Annotated in this window: 14 protein-coding genes; 7 read left to right on the top strand and 7 right to left on the bottom strand. The window is 64.4% G+C overall.

Annotated elements, in window-relative coordinates; all coding sequences use genetic code 11:
- Nucleotides 1-41: 41 nt before the first annotated feature.
- Entirely contained in the window at nucleotides 42-1,385 is a 1,344-nt protein-coding gene (locus GBJ34_RS07440; protein WP_151718631.1) for an MATE family efflux transporter, read from the bottom strand.
- Between the two features lie 85 nt (nucleotides 1,386-1,470).
- Complete coding sequence (gltX, locus tag GBJ34_RS07435; RefSeq protein WP_151718630.1) at nucleotides 1,471-2,796, bottom strand: glutamate--tRNA ligase; 1,326 nt, start codon at nucleotides 2,794-2,796, stop codon at nucleotides 1,471-1,473.
- A 163-nt stretch (nucleotides 2,797-2,959) separates the two neighbouring features.
- On the opposite strand from gltX, the gene GBJ34_RS07430 reads away from it, so the two are divergent.
- Together GBJ34_RS07430 and GBJ34_RS07425 are read left to right on the top strand one after the other, a co-directional pair.
- Complete coding sequence (locus tag GBJ34_RS07430; RefSeq protein WP_151718629.1) at nucleotides 2,960-3,370, top strand: metallopeptidase family protein; 411 nt, start codon at nucleotides 2,960-2,962, stop codon at nucleotides 3,368-3,370.
- A 213-nt stretch (nucleotides 3,371-3,583) separates the two neighbouring features.
- Nucleotides 3,584-4,522 (top strand): MBL fold metallo-hydrolase, encoded by a 939-nt coding sequence (locus GBJ34_RS07425; RefSeq protein WP_151718628.1) that lies wholly within the window; start codon nucleotides 3,584-3,586, stop codon nucleotides 4,520-4,522.
- 73 nt (nucleotides 4,523-4,595) lie between these two features.
- Here GBJ34_RS07425 and wrbA read toward each other — a convergent pair whose 3' ends face one another.
- Nucleotides 4,596-5,192 (bottom strand): NAD(P)H:quinone oxidoreductase type IV, encoded by a 597-nt coding sequence (gene wrbA, locus GBJ34_RS07420; RefSeq protein ID WP_151718627.1) that lies wholly within the window; start codon nucleotides 5,190-5,192, stop codon nucleotides 4,596-4,598.
- Nucleotides 5,193-5,536: 344 nt separating this feature from the next.
- Between wrbA and GBJ34_RS07415 the strand changes: the two genes are divergently transcribed.
- Nucleotides 5,537-6,235: an alpha/beta hydrolase gene (locus GBJ34_RS07415; RefSeq protein WP_192931135.1), complete on the top strand. Its 699-nt coding sequence runs from the start codon at nucleotides 5,537-5,539 to the stop codon at nucleotides 6,233-6,235.
- Between the two features lie 106 nt (nucleotides 6,236-6,341).
- Here the strand turns inward: GBJ34_RS07415 and GBJ34_RS07410 are convergent, their stop codons facing one another.
- Both GBJ34_RS07410 and GBJ34_RS07405 read right to left on the bottom strand, forming a co-directional pair.
- Entirely contained in the window at nucleotides 6,342-6,662 is a 321-nt protein-coding gene (locus GBJ34_RS07410) for a YnfA family protein (RefSeq protein ID WP_151718625.1), read from the bottom strand.
- The gene (locus GBJ34_RS07405; protein ID WP_151718624.1) at nucleotides 6,659-8,317 is read right to left on the bottom strand and encodes an NAD+ synthase; all 1,659 of its coding nucleotides are present in this window, start codon (nucleotides 8,315-8,317) and stop codon (nucleotides 6,659-6,661) included. Before GBJ34_RS07405 ends, GBJ34_RS07410 begins: the two co-directional genes overlap by 4 nt.
- Nucleotides 8,318-8,432: 115 nt before the next feature.
- Between GBJ34_RS07405 and GBJ34_RS07400 the strand changes: the two genes are divergently transcribed.
- On the top strand, nucleotides 8,433-10,262 hold the full coding sequence (locus GBJ34_RS07400; RefSeq protein WP_151718623.1) for an MORN repeat-containing protein: 1,830 nt from the start codon (nucleotides 8,433-8,435) through the stop codon (nucleotides 10,260-10,262).
- Nucleotides 10,263-10,448: 186 nt separating this feature from the next.
- On the opposite strand, the gene GBJ34_RS07395 is transcribed toward GBJ34_RS07400, so the two are convergent.
- Entirely contained in the window at nucleotides 10,449-11,018 is a 570-nt protein-coding gene (locus GBJ34_RS07395; protein WP_404811411.1) for a nicotinate-nucleotide adenylyltransferase, read from the bottom strand.
- A 220-nt stretch (nucleotides 11,019-11,238) separates the two neighbouring features.
- On the opposite strand from GBJ34_RS07395, the gene GBJ34_RS07390 reads away from it, so the two are divergent.
- The 3 genes from GBJ34_RS07390 (at nucleotide 11,239) to ettA (ending at nucleotide 14,989) form a co-directional block, all read left to right on the top strand.
- Nucleotides 11,239-11,727 (top strand): GNAT family N-acetyltransferase, encoded by a 489-nt coding sequence (locus GBJ34_RS07390; RefSeq protein WP_192931134.1) that lies wholly within the window; start codon nucleotides 11,239-11,241, stop codon nucleotides 11,725-11,727.
- A 188-nt stretch (nucleotides 11,728-11,915) separates the two neighbouring features.
- Nucleotides 11,916-13,253 (top strand): reverse transcriptase family protein, encoded by a 1,338-nt coding sequence (locus GBJ34_RS07385; protein ID WP_151718620.1) that lies wholly within the window; start codon nucleotides 11,916-11,918, stop codon nucleotides 13,251-13,253.
- A gap of 80 nt (nucleotides 13,254-13,333) precedes the next feature.
- Nucleotides 13,334-14,989 (top strand): energy-dependent translational throttle protein EttA, encoded by a 1,656-nt coding sequence (gene ettA, locus GBJ34_RS07380; RefSeq protein WP_151718619.1) that lies wholly within the window; start codon nucleotides 13,334-13,336, stop codon nucleotides 14,987-14,989.
- Nucleotides 14,990-15,582: 593 nt separating this feature from the next.
- On the opposite strand, the gene parA is transcribed toward ettA, so the two are convergent.
- Entirely contained in the window at nucleotides 15,583-16,215 is a 633-nt protein-coding gene (parA, locus tag GBJ34_RS07375) for a ParA family partition ATPase (RefSeq protein ID WP_226341084.1), read from the bottom strand.
- Nucleotides 16,216-16,267: the final 52 nt, after the last annotated feature.

Raw genomic sequence — 16,267 nt, 5'->3', positions numbered from 1 at the left:
CTGTCCAGCAGAAAAAGCGTTTCCGACGCATCGTCGAAAAATTACGACACGACCTGCGCGGCGGCACGACGATCCACCACGCGCAATGCCAGATAAATCGCCACAACGCCAAAGACGATGCCGCCAAACGCCTGCCCGATCAGCACGCCGGGTGCCCCCCAATGCTGCGCGCCCCACCAGGCGAAAGGCAGCGTGCCCAGCGTGTGGCGGCCCCAGTTCACCAGCGTCGACTGGAAGGCCGCGCCCAGATTGTTGCAGGTTGCATTGGCAACAAAGATCAACCCGTTGAAGAAAAACAGCAGGCTCAGCGGGCCGCAGAACAGATAGACCAGGTCGCGCGTCAGCCCCTCGGCATGGAACAGATCGGCGATGGGTGCGCGCAGCACAAACAGCGCCAGCGACATGGCCCCGATCACCAGGCCGACAAACAACACCGCATCCCAGAAGCTGCGGCGCACCCGGTCCATCCGGCCCGCGCCAAGGTTCTGCCCCATGATCGGTCCGATGGCACCGGACAGCGCAAAGATCATCGCGAAAGCGACCGGCGTCAGACGCCCGACAATCGCCATTCCGGCCACCGCGTGTTCGCCGTAACCGGCAACCATCCGCGTCACCGCCGCCTGCCCCACCGGGGTGGCCAGTTGGGTCAGCACTGCGGGGCCGGAAATCACGAACAGCGGCACCGCCGCCGCCATCAACCCGCTGCGTGTGGTCAGGCTGAAGCCGCCATGCCTTTGCCAGATCGGCCAAAGCGCCATCGCAGCCATCGCGAGGCGCGAACCCCAACCGGCAATCGCGGCCCCGGTCAGTTCCAGATCCAGCCAAAGGATGAAGATCGGATCCAGCGCCGCCAGCACGATGGCCCCCCACACCGTCACCATCATCGATCCGCGCGCCTCGCCATGCGCGCGCAGGATCGAAGCCCCGACCATGCCGATCATCAGCAGCGGCTGACTTGGGATCACAAGGCGCAGGAAATGCAAGGTCTCATCCGCCGTGCGGCCGGTCGCGCCGAGGGCCGAGACAATGCCCGGCAGGAAGATCCAGACAATGCCCGAAAAGACCGCGCCGACGATCACGCTCAGCAGCAGCCCTTCGGTGGTGCGGCGGCGCGCCAATTCGGCATCCTGTGCGCCGACCGCGCGGGCGACCAGGGCCGAGACCCCGACCGACAGGCCAATGCCGACCGCGGTGGTGAAGAACAGCACCGCCCCGCCATAGCCGATGGCGGCCGTCAGAACCTCGTCCTGCAACCAGCTGATATAGATCATGTTGATCAGATCGACGATGAAGATCGCCATCAAACCGACCGATGCGGTCAGCGACATGACCGTGACATGCCGGAACAGGTTGCCTTCGACGAACTTGGCCTGCTGCTGTGCCATCGCATCACCCCTAAAACGCCGGAAGGGGGCATCAGCGCCCCCTTTCCTCTTTCTCGACATATCCCCCGGGGCAAAGCGCCTCAGGTCACAAAGCGCGCACTTTTTCCAGCAGCGGCATCACATCTGCCATGTCCGGCCCATGCGCCTGGCCGGTCAGCACCTTGCGCAGCGGCATGAACAGGCCCTTGCCCTTGCGGCCCGTGGCCTCCTTGACGGCGGCGGTCCATTGCCCCCAGGTCTCGGAGGTCCAGGGCTGCGCCGGCAGCAGGGTCAGTGCCTGCGCCACGAAATCGCGGTCTTCATCCTCGATCAGCGGGTCCGCCCCGTCGCGGAACAGGTTCCACCAGCCTGCCAGATCGTCCAGCACGGTGATATTGTCCTTGGCCACGCGCCAGAAGGCCTCGGCCTTGTCGGCAGGCACACCAAGCGCCGCGATCCGTGCGGCCACCGCATCCAGCGGCAGGCCCTGCACGAATTGCCGCGTCAGCGGGAACAGGTCCTCGGCGTCGAACTTGGTCGGCGCGGTGCCGAAAGATTCGACATCAAAGCCTTCTGCCAGCTCGTCGATGGATCCTGCCAGCACGACGGGCTTTGATGACCCCAGCCGCGCCATCAGCGACAGCAGCGCCATCGGCTCCACGCCGCGCGCGCGCAGATCGCGCAGGGACAGCGTGCCCAGACGTTTCGAAAGCTCCTCTCCCTTTGCCCCCGTCAGCAGCGAATGGTGCGCGAAGGCCGGGGGCGTGCCGCCCATGGCCTGCATGATCTGGATCTGTGTCGCGGTATTGGTGACGTGATCGGCACCGCGCACGATGTTGGTCACGCCCATATCCACGTCATCGACCGAGGAGGCAAAGGTATAGAGCACCTGCCCATCGGCGCGGATCAGCACCGGGTCCGAGACCGAGGCCGCATCGATGGAGACCGGGCCGATGATGCCATCGGTCCATTCGATCCGGTTCTGATCCAGCAGGAAGCGCCAATAGCCATCGCGCCCCTCAGCACGGAAGGCGGATTTCTCTGCATCGGTCAGCCGGTAAGAGGTCCGGTCATAGACCGGCGGCTTGCCCATGTTCAGCTGTTTCTTGCGCTTCAGGTCCAGCTCGGTCGGGCTTTCAAAGCATTCGTAGAACCGCCCCTTGGCCTTCAGATTCTCGGCCTCTTCCCGGTAGCGGTCAAGGCGCAGCGACTGCTTCTCGACCCGGCCCCAATGCAGGCCCAGCCATTCCAGATCGCGCATGATGCCATCGGCATATTCCTGCTTCGAGCGTTCCTGATCGGTGTCGTCCAGCCGCAGGATGAACTGGCCGCCGCTTTTGCGCGCGATCAGATAGTTCATCAGCGCGGTGCGCAGATTGCCGACATGGATATAGCCGGTGGGCGAAGGCGCGAAGCGGGTAACGGTGGTCATGGTTGGCTCTCCTGAACGCAGGCACCTTTTGCACGGGGCGCGGGTTTTGTCCATATCGGGCACCCTTTGCCACCGGATCCCGATTTTTCGTCGAAAGATCGCAGCCCCCCGCATATCCCGATTTATCGTCGAAAAATCGCGCAGGCCCGGCTAAGCTCGCGCCATGACCCAGGCCAACGCAGACACTATCGCCCCCGACCTCACCCTGATCGAACAACTGGCCCATGAGGCCGTGATCGCCCTGCCCGAGCCCTGGCGCGCGGCCGCGACCCAAATCCGCCTGCGGATCGAGGATTTTCCGCCGAAGGACATGCTGGCCGCAATGGGGATCGAGGATCCCTTTGAACTGACAGGCCTCTATGAAGGCATCCCGCTGACCGAGAAATCGGTGATGGACCAGCCGCTTGGCCCCGATGTGATCTGGCTGTTCCGACGTCCGATGCTGGATGAATGGCTTGATCGCGGCAATGTCTCGCTGGGCGAGATGGTGACTCATGTCATGGTGCATGAGCTGGCGCATCATTTCGGCTGGTCGGATGACGAGATCGCGGCGATCGACCCCTGGTGGGAATGACGCAAGCGTGATCGGGCGATGCGGCCCGACCGGGTTACCCTGCCCCTGTCGCGGCCCTTTGGCGCGCGGCCACCCCATTTCTGCGGCCCCATCCTTCCGGTGGCCCAATCCTTCCTGTGGCCAGCCCCCCTTTTCGATCTGGCCGCGCCGCAGCCTTCCGGGCCGCATCGCATCTGACCTTGAGACCTGAAGGGACCCCCCATGACCCAAGCCATGCCCCCCGAAAAAAACCAACGCGGTCCCGGCCTGAGCCGCCGCGGCGCACTGATCGCGGCGGCGGCGCTGCCGCTTTCGCCCGCTTTGATCGGGCGCGCCGTGGCCGCAAGTGAACCTCTTGGCACAGCCTTGCCGCAATTCCAGCGCTTCAAACTTGGCGATTTCGAGGTGACCTCGCTGCTGGCAGGCACCCGCAGCACGGAGAACCCGCAGGAAACCTTTGGCACCAATGCCAGTCCCGAGGCATTTGCCGAACTGGCCAGGGCAAATTTCCTGCCCGCAGACCGGACCCAGAACTACTTCACCCCGGTTCTGGTCAATACCGGGGCGGAGCTTGTGCTGTTCGACACCGGCCTTGCGCCCGAGGGTATTGCAGGCGCGCTGACGGCAGCGGGCTATCGCCCCGATCAGATCGACACCGTGGTGCTGACCCATATGCATGGCGACCATATCGGCGGGCTGTCAGGCGAAGCCGGGCCAACCTTTGCCAATGCGCGCTATGTCACGGGGGCGGCAGAATTCGAGCATTGGTCGAAGGCCGGGAATGAGGGCTTTGACGCCAAGGTGAAACCCTTGGCGGAAAAGATGACCATGCTGGACGATGGCGGCGCGGTCACCTCTGGCATCACGGCAGTTGCGGCCTTTGGACATAGCCCCGGCCATATGGCCTATGCGCTGGAAAGCGCCGGGAAAACGCTGGTGCTGACCGCAGACACCGTCAATCACTACGTCTTCTCGTTGCAGCGCCCGGATTGGGAGGTGCGCTTTGACATGGACAAGGCCGCCGCTGCCGCGACCCGGCGCAAGCTGCTGGGCTGGATCGCCACCGACCGGCTGCCCTTCATCGGCTATCACATGCCCTTCCCCGGCATGGGCTATCTGGAAACCCGCCCCGACGGGTTCTTCATGATCCCGGCCAGTTATCAGTTGCTGTAACGGCTGGGCTCCGATTGCAGACCAAAAGGGGCGCAGACCGCGCCCCTTTTCATGCCTGTCACCTGAAGGCCGATCAGGCCGAAATCTTGCCGGCCATCTCCACCAGTCGCTTGGCCTGATGCGCGATCGCGGCGCGTTCGTTTTCTCCGAATTCTTTGCCCTGGGTATGGCTGTAGCCATAAGGGTTGCCACCCGCAGCAAAGATCGAGGCATCGGTAAAGCCCGGCGCCACGATGACCGAACCCCAATGCATGAAGGTGGTATAAAGGCCCAGAATGGTCGCCTCTTGCCCGCCATGAACATTCTGCGCCGAGCTCATCGCCGAGACCGCCTTGTTGGCCAGTTTGCCCTGGAACCAGACGCCGCCCAGCGTGTCGATGAAGCTGCGCATCTGCGACGCAGCCTGACCAAAGCGGGTCGGCGCCGAAAAGAGATAGGCATTGGCCCATTCCATATCCTCGGGCGTGGCCACCGGGATATCCTTGATCTTTTCAGCGGTGGCCTTCCAGCCGTCCTGGCTGTTCACCACGGCCTCGGGCGCGGTCTCGGCGACGCGCAGCAGACGCACCTCGGCACCTGTGGCACCCGCGGCCTCGGCGGCGATGGAGGCCATCTCGAAATTGGTCGAATAGGTGGAATAGAACACGATGGCGAGCTTGACGGCGGACATGGTGGCCTCTCTGTTGGCTTGGTTCTGGTGAATGTATCCGGTCTCTTGCAAGGAAAAGTAGCACGCCGCTGGAACGGTTCCATTCGGTAATGCAGCCGGGCCATTGTGCACCAGCGCACAATGGGGCGAAGGCGAGCGCAAGGCTGGCCCGCCCCGCTTGCCCCGCGCCAAGGGTGCTGCCATGGTCGTGCGGATCTGCCTGCCAAAGACGGCGCGTCATCATCCGGTGCACCCGCATTCGGGCGCGCGACGAATTGGCCCGCGAAAGCCAGATCTTGAAGAATAGGGCCGCACCGAAATCGACCTTTGCACGAACCAGACCTCGCAGGAATGAAGACCCCGCAATGCCCGAGACCGACTTTACCGATAGCCTGATCCTTGTCCTGCATGGCGTGGGCGGGCGCGGCGCGCATCTTGTCCTGCATGGCGTGGGCGGGCGCGGCGCGCATCTTGTCCTGCATGGCGTGGGCGGGCGCGGCGCGCATCTGGAGGCGCTGGCCGAGATGATCGCCCCATCCCTGCCCGGCGCGCGTCTGATCTGCCCGGATGCGCCTTTGCGCTACGACTGGGATGATACCGGCCGGCAGTGGTTCAGCGTGAAGGATATCTCGCCGCGCAACCGCCCCGCCCGACTACGCGCGGCACGGGCCGGGTTCGATGCCGTGCTGGCGCGCGAGATCGCGGCGGCGGGTTTTGCAGACCGGCTGAACCGCGTGGCCTTGGTCGGCTTTTCGCAAGGCGCGATCATGGCGACCGATGCGGTCATGTCGGGCCGCTGGCCGGTGGCGGGGTTGGCCGCGCTTTCGGGGCGACTGGTGAAATGCGGCCCGGTCGCCGCCCATCAGGTGCCGGTGATGCTGTCGCATGGCCGCGATGACCCGGTGATCCCCGCAAGCGATGCGATCAAGGCCATGGCTCATTGGCAATCCCAAGGCCATGTCTGCGACCTGCATCTTTGGCAGGGCCTTGGCCATTGGTTCGATACCCGCACCGCCGCGGTCACCGCAAACTTCCTGCGCCGCTGCCTTCTGCGGACCGCCTGACCCTTTCACATTCTGCTGTTCCCCAATATCCCCATGTCGGGCGCGCGCACCCTGTTGATGAATGGGCCGAAGACCAAGAGGGGCCCCAAGCGCCCCTGACCTGCACTCAGCCGCGCGGTGCCAGCAGGATTACCGCGCTGCCCATCACCGCAAGCGCCGCCCCCGCCAGATCAAAGCGGTCCGGGCGCATCCCCTCGTAAAGCCACATCCAGCCCAGACTGGCCGCGATATAGACCCCGCCATAAACCGCAAAACTGCGCCCCGCCGCCTCGGGCGGGGTCAGGGCCAGCAGGAAGGCAAAGCCCGCAAGCGCCACACCGCCCGGCAAAAGCCATAGCGCGGATGCCCCGCCGCGCCACCAGGCCCAGACCGCGAAGCAGCCCGCGATCTCGCAGAGCGCCGCCCCAAGATAGAGCGCCAGCGTCACGAAGGGTCGCGCCAGCGATTGGCGATGGGGTAGCGGCGATCCAGCCAAAAGGCCTTGGGCGTCAGCCGCACACCCGGCGCGGACTGGAAGCGTTTGTATTCGCTGATGTAAAGCAGATGCTCCACCCGCTTGACCGTGGCACGATCAAAGCCCTGCGCCACCAGATCGGCAACCGACTGTTCACGATCCACCAGCCCTTCAAGGATGGCGTCCAGCACCTCATAGGGCGGAAGGCTGTCCTGATCCTTTTGATCCGGGCGCAGCTCCGCGCTTGGTGGCTTGGTGATGATCCGGTCAGGGATCACCACACCGCCCGGCCCCAGCATCCAGTCGCGATGGTTTTCATTGCGCCAGCGGCAGGTCTCGAAGACACGGGTTTTATACATGTCTTTCAGCGGGTTATATCCGCCATTCATATCGCCATAAATCGTGCAATAGCCAACCGCCACCTCGGACTTGTTGCCGGTGGTCAGCAGCATCTCGCCGAACTTGTTGGAAATCGCCATAAGGATGACGCCGCGCAACCGGCTCTGGATATTCTCTTCGGTGACGCCCGGTTCGGTGCCCGCAAACAGATCCGCCAGCGCATCGCCGACCGCGCCCTGCGGACCGGAAATCGGCACCGTATCCAGACGACAGCCCAGCAGCCGCGCGCATTCGCCCGCATCCTCCAGCGAATGCTCCGAGGTATAGGCCGAGGGCAGCATGACGCAGCGCACATTTTGCGGGCCCAGGGCATCGGCGGCAATCGCAGCCACCAACGCCGAATCCACCCCGCCCGACAGGCCCAGCACCACCTTGGAAAAGCCGGTCTTGCCCATGTAATCGGCCAAAGCCATGACGCAGGCGCGATAGTCGGCTTCCCAGACGCGGGGAATCTCGGCCATCGTGCCGGGCTGGGCGCGCCAGCCTTCCGGGGTTTTCAGGAAATCGACATGTTCCAGACAGGCGTCGAATTGCGGCAGTTGCACCGCCAGATCGCCGCCCGGGTTCAACACCATCGACGATCCGTCAAACACCTGATCGTCCTGCCCGCCCACCATATTCAGATAGACCAGCGGCAGCCCGGTCTCGACCACGCGCGACACCATCAGGTTCAAGCGCAGATCGGGCTTGCCGCGATGATAGGGCGAGCCATTGGGCACCAGCAGGATTTCGGCCCCGGTCTCGGCCAGGGTTTCGGCCACATCGGGGTGCCAGGCGTCCTCACAGATCGGGGTGCCGATGCGCAAAGGCCCGATCCGGTAGGGACCGGACACATCAGCGGGTTCAAAAACCCTTTTCTCGTCAAAGACATCGGTATTGGGCAGATGGTGTTTCAGCACCCGCGCCACCACCTTGCCGCGCTCCAGCACCCAGAAGGCATTGTGCAGCCGTCCGTCGATGCGGGCCGGGCCACCGATGCCGATCGCCGGACCATCGGCGCAATCCTGTGCCAGTTGCGCGATCGCGGCCTCTGCCGCCGCCTCAAAGGCCGGTTTCAGGATCAGGTCCTGCGTCTGATATCCGGTGATGAACATCTCGGTCAGCGCCAGCATATCGGCGCCTGCGGCCTTCGCGGCTTCCCATGCGGCGCGGGCTTGTGCCGCATTGCCCGCAATATCGCCGGTCACGGGGTTCAGCTGCGCAAGCGTCAGGCGAAAGGTGTCGGCCATGGCGGGCTCTCCGGGGATTGCGGGTGCGCGGGCGGTCGCGCATTTCCGAGGAATTGACTTGCTTTCTAGCAGACTGACCGCCAAGGAAAAGACGGCAAGTCAGAAGGAGTCCGTCATGCGCCTGGCAATCGGTTTTTCGCTTATCGCACTGACCGCAGGCATGGCCCATGCGCAAGTGCTGAGCGATGTGCTGGTCAAGCAATATGATGACGGATCGGTCTATGAGGGCACCTTCCTCGGTGGTCGCCAGCATGGCAAGGGCACCTATCGCCTGCCCAACGGCTATGAATATAGCGGTGACTGGGTGGAGGGGCAGATCCAGGGGGTTGGCCGCGCGCGCTATCCCGATGGATCGGTCTATGAAGGCGATTTCCTGGGTGGCAAACCCACAGGCAAGGGCAAGATCACCTATTCCGACGGCTCCACCTTTGAAGGCGACTGGCTGGACGGCCAGATCCAGGGCAGCGGTGTGGCGCGCTATGCCGATGGATCGGTCTATGAAGGCCCGCTGCGCAATGCCCGCCACCATGGCAAGGGCAAGCTGACCTCGCCCGCCGGTGTCGTCTATGAGGGCGATTGGGTCGATGGCATCAAGCAGGGCGCGGGCATCATGCGCTATCCCGATGGCACCACCTATGAGGGTGCCATGGTCGCGGGGATGCGCGACGGCAAGGGCAAGCTGACGATGCCCGACGGCCTGATCTACGAGGGTGACTGGGCCAAGGGCCAGATCAACGGCCTTGGAACCCTGACCCAGCCCAACGGCGACATTTATGAGGGTGCCTTTGTCGAGGGTGAGCGCCAGGGCCGCGGCAAGATGCATTACACTGACGGGTCCACCTATGAGGGCCAGTTCCGCGCCGATCAGCGCGAGGGCACCGGCATCTTCTCGACCTCTGACGGCTATCGCTATGAGGGGGACTGGAAGGCGGGCAAGATGGAGGGCACAGGCCGCCTCGCCTATGCCGATGGTTCCAGCTATCAAGGCAGCTTCAAGGCCGACAAGCCCGATGGTCTGGGCAAGATCACCTACCGCGATGGGTCCAGCTATGAGGGCACATGGGCAGCGGGTGCCATCGCGGGCCGGGGGCGCGCCAATTACAAGGATGGCGCGGTCTATGAGGGCCAGTTCGCCAATGAAAAAGCCGATGGCATCGGCACGCTGACCCGGCCCGACGGATTCCGCTACGAGGGCGCGTGGAAGGCCGGGAAGCGCACCGGCAAGGCCGTTGCCACCTATCCGGGCGGCACCACCTATAGCGGCGATTTCGTCGATGGGATGCGGCAGGGCGAGGGCGAGATCACCCTGCCCGACGGCTTCCGCTACAAGGGCCAGTGGCAGGCGGGCGAGATGACTGGCAAGGGCATCGCCACCTATGCCAATGGCGATGTCTATGAAGGCGATGTGGTGAAGGGCAAGCGCGAGGGCATGGGGCGGTTGCGCTATGCCTCGGGCGAGGTGGCCGAGGGCCAATGGCTGAACGGTATTCTTGTCGCCCCCGGCCAAGTGCCGCCAGAGGGTTTGGTGCCTGCGCCCCCCGCCACTGCAGATGCCCCGACCGCAGAGGCACAGGCCCCCACCGCACCGACCGCCAACACACCTGCGCCCAGCACGCCTGTGCCCAGTGACACGACAACCGACGCGCCAGCGGCAGACAGTTCGGCCGCCGATATCTCGGCTTCTGACCAACCCGCTCCAGACTCCGGCGCGGCCACAACATCCGGCGGTAACCCGGCAGCCGGGGCCTCCACCGCGGGCCTCGTGACCGCCCCATCTGCCCCGCCCTCAGATGGCAGCAGCGCGACAGCTATGCCCGCAGATGGCACCGCCGCGCCTGCGGTGCAGACGCCGGCCTCACCCTGGGACGGAACGCCATCGGTCGCGCCGCAGCAGATTGATCTGAAGCCCCAACCACGCCCAGCGCAAGTGCCGGCCCAGAACTGAGACCAAGGCCCGCGGCAGATGCATGGATGCCCCCTGCCGCTGGCCGTGGCATCAGACTTGGGATAGAGCGAGCCGGCGACGGGATCCGCCAGTGACGACAGAACCGGACCCGCGCCGAGCAACCTTCAGGCGGGGTCCCCGACAGCGCAGTCAACCGGCGCAGTCAAACCTGGCGTGCCCCCAAACCTAGCGCGCCCATTGCCCGCGGGCGCGGATCTCGGTCGAGGACAGATCGTTCAGCGGCACATCGGCCAGGCACCAGGCAGGTGCAGGGATATCCCCCAGATCGCCCGCAGCCCCTTCGCTGACCCGGTCTGATCCATAGACCCGCGCCGCGCGCCCCAGCCGCCCCTTCACACCCCAGCCGGGCCGCGCCAGCACCCCGACCGGCACCGTTTGCATGATCTCTTCCCAATGGTCCCAGCGGTGGAACTGCACCAGATTATCGGCCCCCATCAGCCAGACAAACCGCACCCCAGGATAAATCGCGCGCAATTTGCGCAAGGTGGCGGCGGTAAAGCGTGTGCCCAGCCGCGCCTCCAGATCGGTGATCTGCACCCGCGGGTGCTGCATCAGGGCGCGGGCATGGGCCAGACGCTGCGCCATCGGGGCGGGCTGGCGGGCCTTCAACGGATTGCCGGGGCTGACCAGCCACCAGACCCGGTCCAACCCGAAGCGCCGCAGCGCCTCGCGCGTGATATGGACATGGCCCGCATGGGCCGGATCGAATGATCCGCCCAGCAACCCGACCTTCATCCCGCGCGTGGCAATGGGAAAGCCCTGCCGCATCCTGCCTCCCGTCCTTCTGTCGTGTCGCGCCTGCCCGGGGAAACCAGCCCCGAACCTCTGTTCCGGGCTCTTGCCGCGGTGTTTGCCCCCAGCCTTCGCCCCCCGGCGCGCGATCCTGCCCCAAGCGTGTTCAAAACACGGTCAAGGCGGCTTGCCAAGCGGAATTGGGCCGGGACAAATGACGTGCATGAGCCAGATCACCTTCGCCCCCTGCCCCGTCACCGCACCTGAAGCACAAGCCTGCATGGCGGCCTATTTCGCCGAGCTGAGCACCCGCTTCGGCGAGGTTTTCGCGCCCCGCCCCGTCGACCCGGATGCCGGGGCTATGGCCCCGCCGCGCGGGCAGTTCCTGCTTGCGCGCGATGCGGCGGGCCGGATCATGGGCTGTGTCGGGTTGCGCAGCGTGGCCGAAGGCATCGGCCCCGGCTGCGGCGAGATCAAGCGGCTGTGGATCGCGCCCGAGGCGCGGGGCCAGGGGCTTGCCCGGCGTCTGATGGCCACCATTGAAGACACCGCGCGCGCAATGGGCCTGACCCACCTCCGTCTCGATACCAGCCGACACCTACCCGAAGCGCAGGCGCTGTATCTGCGCGATGGCTGGCAAGAGATCCCGGCCTATAACAGCAACCCTCATGCGGATCACTGGTTCGAGAAGCGACTCGTCCCGGCTGGTTGACGGGCCAGCAGGTTGACGGGCCTGCGCCGCGCTGATTAGGCTGACACCAGCAAAGGCGGCCAAGCGCCGGGCAACCGGAGGGGTGGGGCTTCCCCACCCGAAAAACGCAACGCCAGACATTCGACGCAAGGACGGCGCCGGGCTCTGCCCGGGTCAGTCCTTGCAGGACCAGAGAGGTTGGACCGCCTTTGCCCCCCGCTTTCAATCGCCCGGTTGTCAGTCTGGCGGTGCTTGGCCCGATCGCCAGCAGCCTTGTGCAGGCTGAATGGAAGGAGGCCAGTCTGAAACAGGTGCTGCTGCAACGCCTGCCCGTGCGGATGCGCAATCAGGCAGGCCGTGTCGCAGGGCGCCTGATCCAGGCCTTTCCGGGCGGCAGCGCCCCGGATGTGGGCCGATTGCGCAGGATGTTGCAGGACCTTTCCATCAGCGCAAGGCTGCGCGACCACGCGAGGCGAACGGACAGCCTGCCCGCGCCGGTGCTGGATCCCCCCCGGTTTCGCCCGGTATCCGCACTCGACAGGCTTGATCTGCCCAAACTTGCCACGCCGGGGGATCTGGCAGATTTTCTGGCCATCACACCCGAACAGCTAATCCGCTTTGCCGATCTGCGCGGCCTGTCGGCCCACAGCACAGATCCGTTCGGGCCTCATTACCTGTGCCACCTGCGGCCCAAACGCAACGGCGGCCACCGCCTGATCGAGGCACCGCGCCCCTTTCTCAAGACCCTGCAACGCCGCATCCTGCGCGGCATTCTCGACCATGTGCCGCCCCATCATGCCGCCTTCGGCTTTCGCCGGGGCCGCAATTGCGTGCAGGCGGCCGCGCGCCATGCGGGCGAACGGGTGGTTCTGGGTTTCGATCTGACGGATTTCTTTCCGGGCCTTGATGTGGCGCGGGTATATGGGCTGTTCCGTAGCCTGGGTTATCCCGCAGCGACGGCGCGCGATCTTGCGGGCCTGTGCAGCGCATTGACACCGCGCCGGTATCTGCTGGGCCATGACCCCACCTTGACCGGCAGACTGCACGCCCGCCATCTGCCGCAGGGCGCGCCAACCTCGCCCGCCTTGGCCAATCTGCTGGCCTTCCGGCTGGATTGCAGGCTGGCCGCACTCGCCCGCAGCCTTGATGCGCAATACAGCCGCTATGCCGATGATCTGAGCTTTTCCGGCGACGCACGGATCGCACCGATCCTTTTGCGCGCAGTGCCCGAGATCTGCGCAGAGGAGGGGTTTCGCCCCAATCACCGCAAGACCAGGGTGATGCCATCCCATCAGCAACAGAAAGTCACCGGGATCTTGGTGAACCATCACACCAATCTTCCCCGCGTCGAATATGATCGGCTGAAGGCCATCCTGCACCGCCTGCAGCAGCCTGACGATCCACGCCGCCAAGATATGGCCTTTCTGGGCCACCTGTCCGGGCGCATCGCCTGGTTGGCCCAGCTGAACCCTCACCGCGCAGCCCGCCTCTCGCAAAGCTTGCAACTGGTTTCGGCCTCCGCCAGAACCGTCCCCCCTGCCCGGTGACCCGCGCGTTGCCCTTTCCCTGCTGATCCGCTACATACGCGCCAATCCTAGGCACAACCGCTCGACACCGGAGATCCCGCATGGCCTCGTATCAATACGTCTATCACATGGAAGGCGTCTCCAAGACCTATCCCGGTGGCAAGACCTGCTTTGAAAACATCCACCTGAACTTCCTGCCCGGCGTGAAGATCGGTGTGGTCGGCGTCAACGGTGCCGGTAAGTCCACGCTGTTGAAAATCATGGCGGGCATGGACAAGGACTTCAAGGGCGAGGCCTGGGCCGCCAAGGGTGCCAAGGTCGGCTATCTGGCGCAGGAGCCCTATCTGGACCCCGCGCTGACCGCCAAGGAAAACGTCATGTTGGGCGTGGCCGAACAGCAGGCGATCCTTGATCGCTACAACGAACTGGCGATGAACTATTCCGACGAGACCGCCGACGAGATGGCGGCGTTGCAGGACCAGATCGACGCCGGCAACCTGTGGGAACTGGAGGCGACGGTGGGCGTCGCCATGGATGCGCTGCGCTGCCCGCCGGATGATTCCGATGTGACCACGCTGTCGGGCGGGGAACGTCGCCGGGTCGCGCTGTGCAAGCTGCTGCTCGAGAAGCCCGACATGCTGCTTCTGGACGAACCGACCAACCACCTGGACGCGGAATCCATCGCCTGGCTGCAAAAGCACCTGATCGATTACAAGGGCACGATCCTGATCGTGACCCATGACCGCTACTTCTTGGATGATATCACCGGCTGGATCCTTGAACTCGACCGTGGTCGCGGCATCCCCTATGAGGGCAACTATTCCGCTTGGCTGGACCAGAAGGCCAAGCGCATGGCGCAGGAAGCCCGCGAGGACAAATCCAAGCAGAAAGCGCTTGAGAAGGAATTGGAGTGGATCCGCTCCGGCGCAAAGGCCCGCCAGTCCAAGGGCAAGGCCCGTCTCGCCCGCTATAACGAGATGGCCAGTCAGACCGTCATGGAGCGTGCGACCAGCGCGCAGATCATCATCCCGAACGGCGAACGTCTGGGCAATAAGGTGATCGAGGTCGAGGGTCTGAAAAAGGCCATGGGCGACCGCCTGCTGATCGAGGATCTGTCCTTCACCATCCCGCCGGGTGCCATTGTCGGCGTGATCGGACCGAACGGTGCCGGGAAATCGACACTGTTCCGCATGATTACCGGCCAGGAAACCCCGGATGAGGGCACGATCACCCTGGGCTCCACCGTGCAGCTGGCCTATGTCGACCAGTCGCGCGACGCGCTCGACCCCGACAAGACGGTGTGGGAAGAGGTGTCTGGCGGGGCCGAGGTGATCCATCTGGGCGACATGCAGATGAACAGCCGCGTCTATACCGGCGCCTTCAACTTCAAGGGCACCGACCAGCAGAAGAAGGTGGGCCTGCTTTCGGGTGGTGAACGCAACCGCGTCCACATGGCCAAGCTGCTGAAATCGGGCGGCAACGTGCTGCTGCTTGACGAACCGACCAACGATCTGGACGTCGAAACCCTGCAGGCGCTGGAAGCCGCGATCGAGGATTTCGCGGGCTGCGCGATCATCATCAGCCACGACCGTTTCTTCCTGGACCGTCTCTGCACCCATATCCTGGCATTTGAAGGCGACGCCCATGTCGAATGGTTCGAGGGCAACTTCGAAGCCTATGAGCAGGACAAGATCCGCCGTCTGGGGCCGGATTCGGTGAACCCCAAGCGCGTGAAATACAAGCGCTTCGCCCGTTGAACCGCAGCTTTGCGACCGCGCCAAAAGGGGGCCAACGGCCCCCTTTTTCATGCGCCAGCTTTTCTAGGGCCAGCTTTATGGGCAAGTTTTCCCAGGGCCATCTTTTCTTGCGCCAGCTTTTCTTGGGCACGATTTTCGCGCGCCTGATTTCACAGGCAGGCAAAACGTCCTGTTATCTGCGGATCGTCACCCGGCGGCCAAAGCATCGGCCAATCTGACGAAGCCGAGGTCAAACTCCGACACAGCGGGTGGAACCGAAACCCATCCCGGATGTTTCTCTGTTGCACAATCAGGAGGACCATCCCATGAAAGGCATCTTTGCCTGGCTGCTCGGCATTCCGATCCCGATCATCATCCTGCTTTACTTCTTCGACGTGTTCTGAGACAGCACCGTGATGCGCAACGGGTGAGGCCCCGTCTTGTCGGTGCCCCACCTTTTCGACTTCGATGTCGCGCGTTGTTGATGCGGGCCCTGTTGATGCAGAAAGGCACGATAGGGTCGGCATGATAAGATCGGCCCCCAAGGCAGATGCGCCTTCAGGCTCTGACGAGTGCAGACGGCCATGATCGTCGGACCATCTGCTTCCCGGCCATCACTCCAGCGCGGCCAGAACCTCGTCGGCCAATGCCTTTGCCTCTGCTGCTGCCGGGCCACGCGCCTCTGTGGCAGAGGCCCCCTCGCCCAGCGTTTCGGCAAAGGCCACGCGCGCACCAAGCCGCGCCTTCGCGACGCGCGCAATGCCTTCGGCATTGATCGCGACGTCCTCCGACAGACGGGTGCCGCGATTGATGCGGTTCAGCACGATCATCGCCCGCCCGCTTTCGCGCGCCACCAGATCCAGCACACCTTCGGTCGCCCAAAGATCGACATGGCTGGCGGCCACCGGCACCAATACCAGATCCGCCTCGCGCAGCGCCGGGCGCAGATCGGCATCCGCCTTGGGTGGCGTGTCAAGGATCACGATATCGGCGCGGTCACGCAGCTTGCGGATCTCATAGGTCACGCCCCAGGCGGAGGCGGTGGAGAACTCCATATCCGGGGCCCCCAGACGATCCACCCGTGTCATGAACCAACGACCAAGCGTGCCCTGCGGATCGCTGTCGATCAGCGCGACCTTCAGCCCGCGTTGCGCAAAGACCCCGGCAAGGGTAACGGCAAGCGTGGTCTTGCCCGAGCCGCCCTTTTGCTGCGCCACCGTGATGACCTTGGTCATGACCTTGCCCATCCATCGCCCTCCGCAGGCATTTTCTGCACCGCAGCATAACGCGATTCGGGCA

The sequence above is a fragment of the Gemmobacter serpentinus genome (genome assembly GCF_008973825.1).
In the GTDB taxonomy this organism is placed as follows: Bacteria; Pseudomonadota; Alphaproteobacteria; order Rhodobacterales; family Rhodobacteraceae; genus Gemmobacter; species Gemmobacter serpentinus.
Note: the sequence above shows the minus strand (reverse complement) of the source record. Positions and strands in the feature narration are given on the sequence as shown.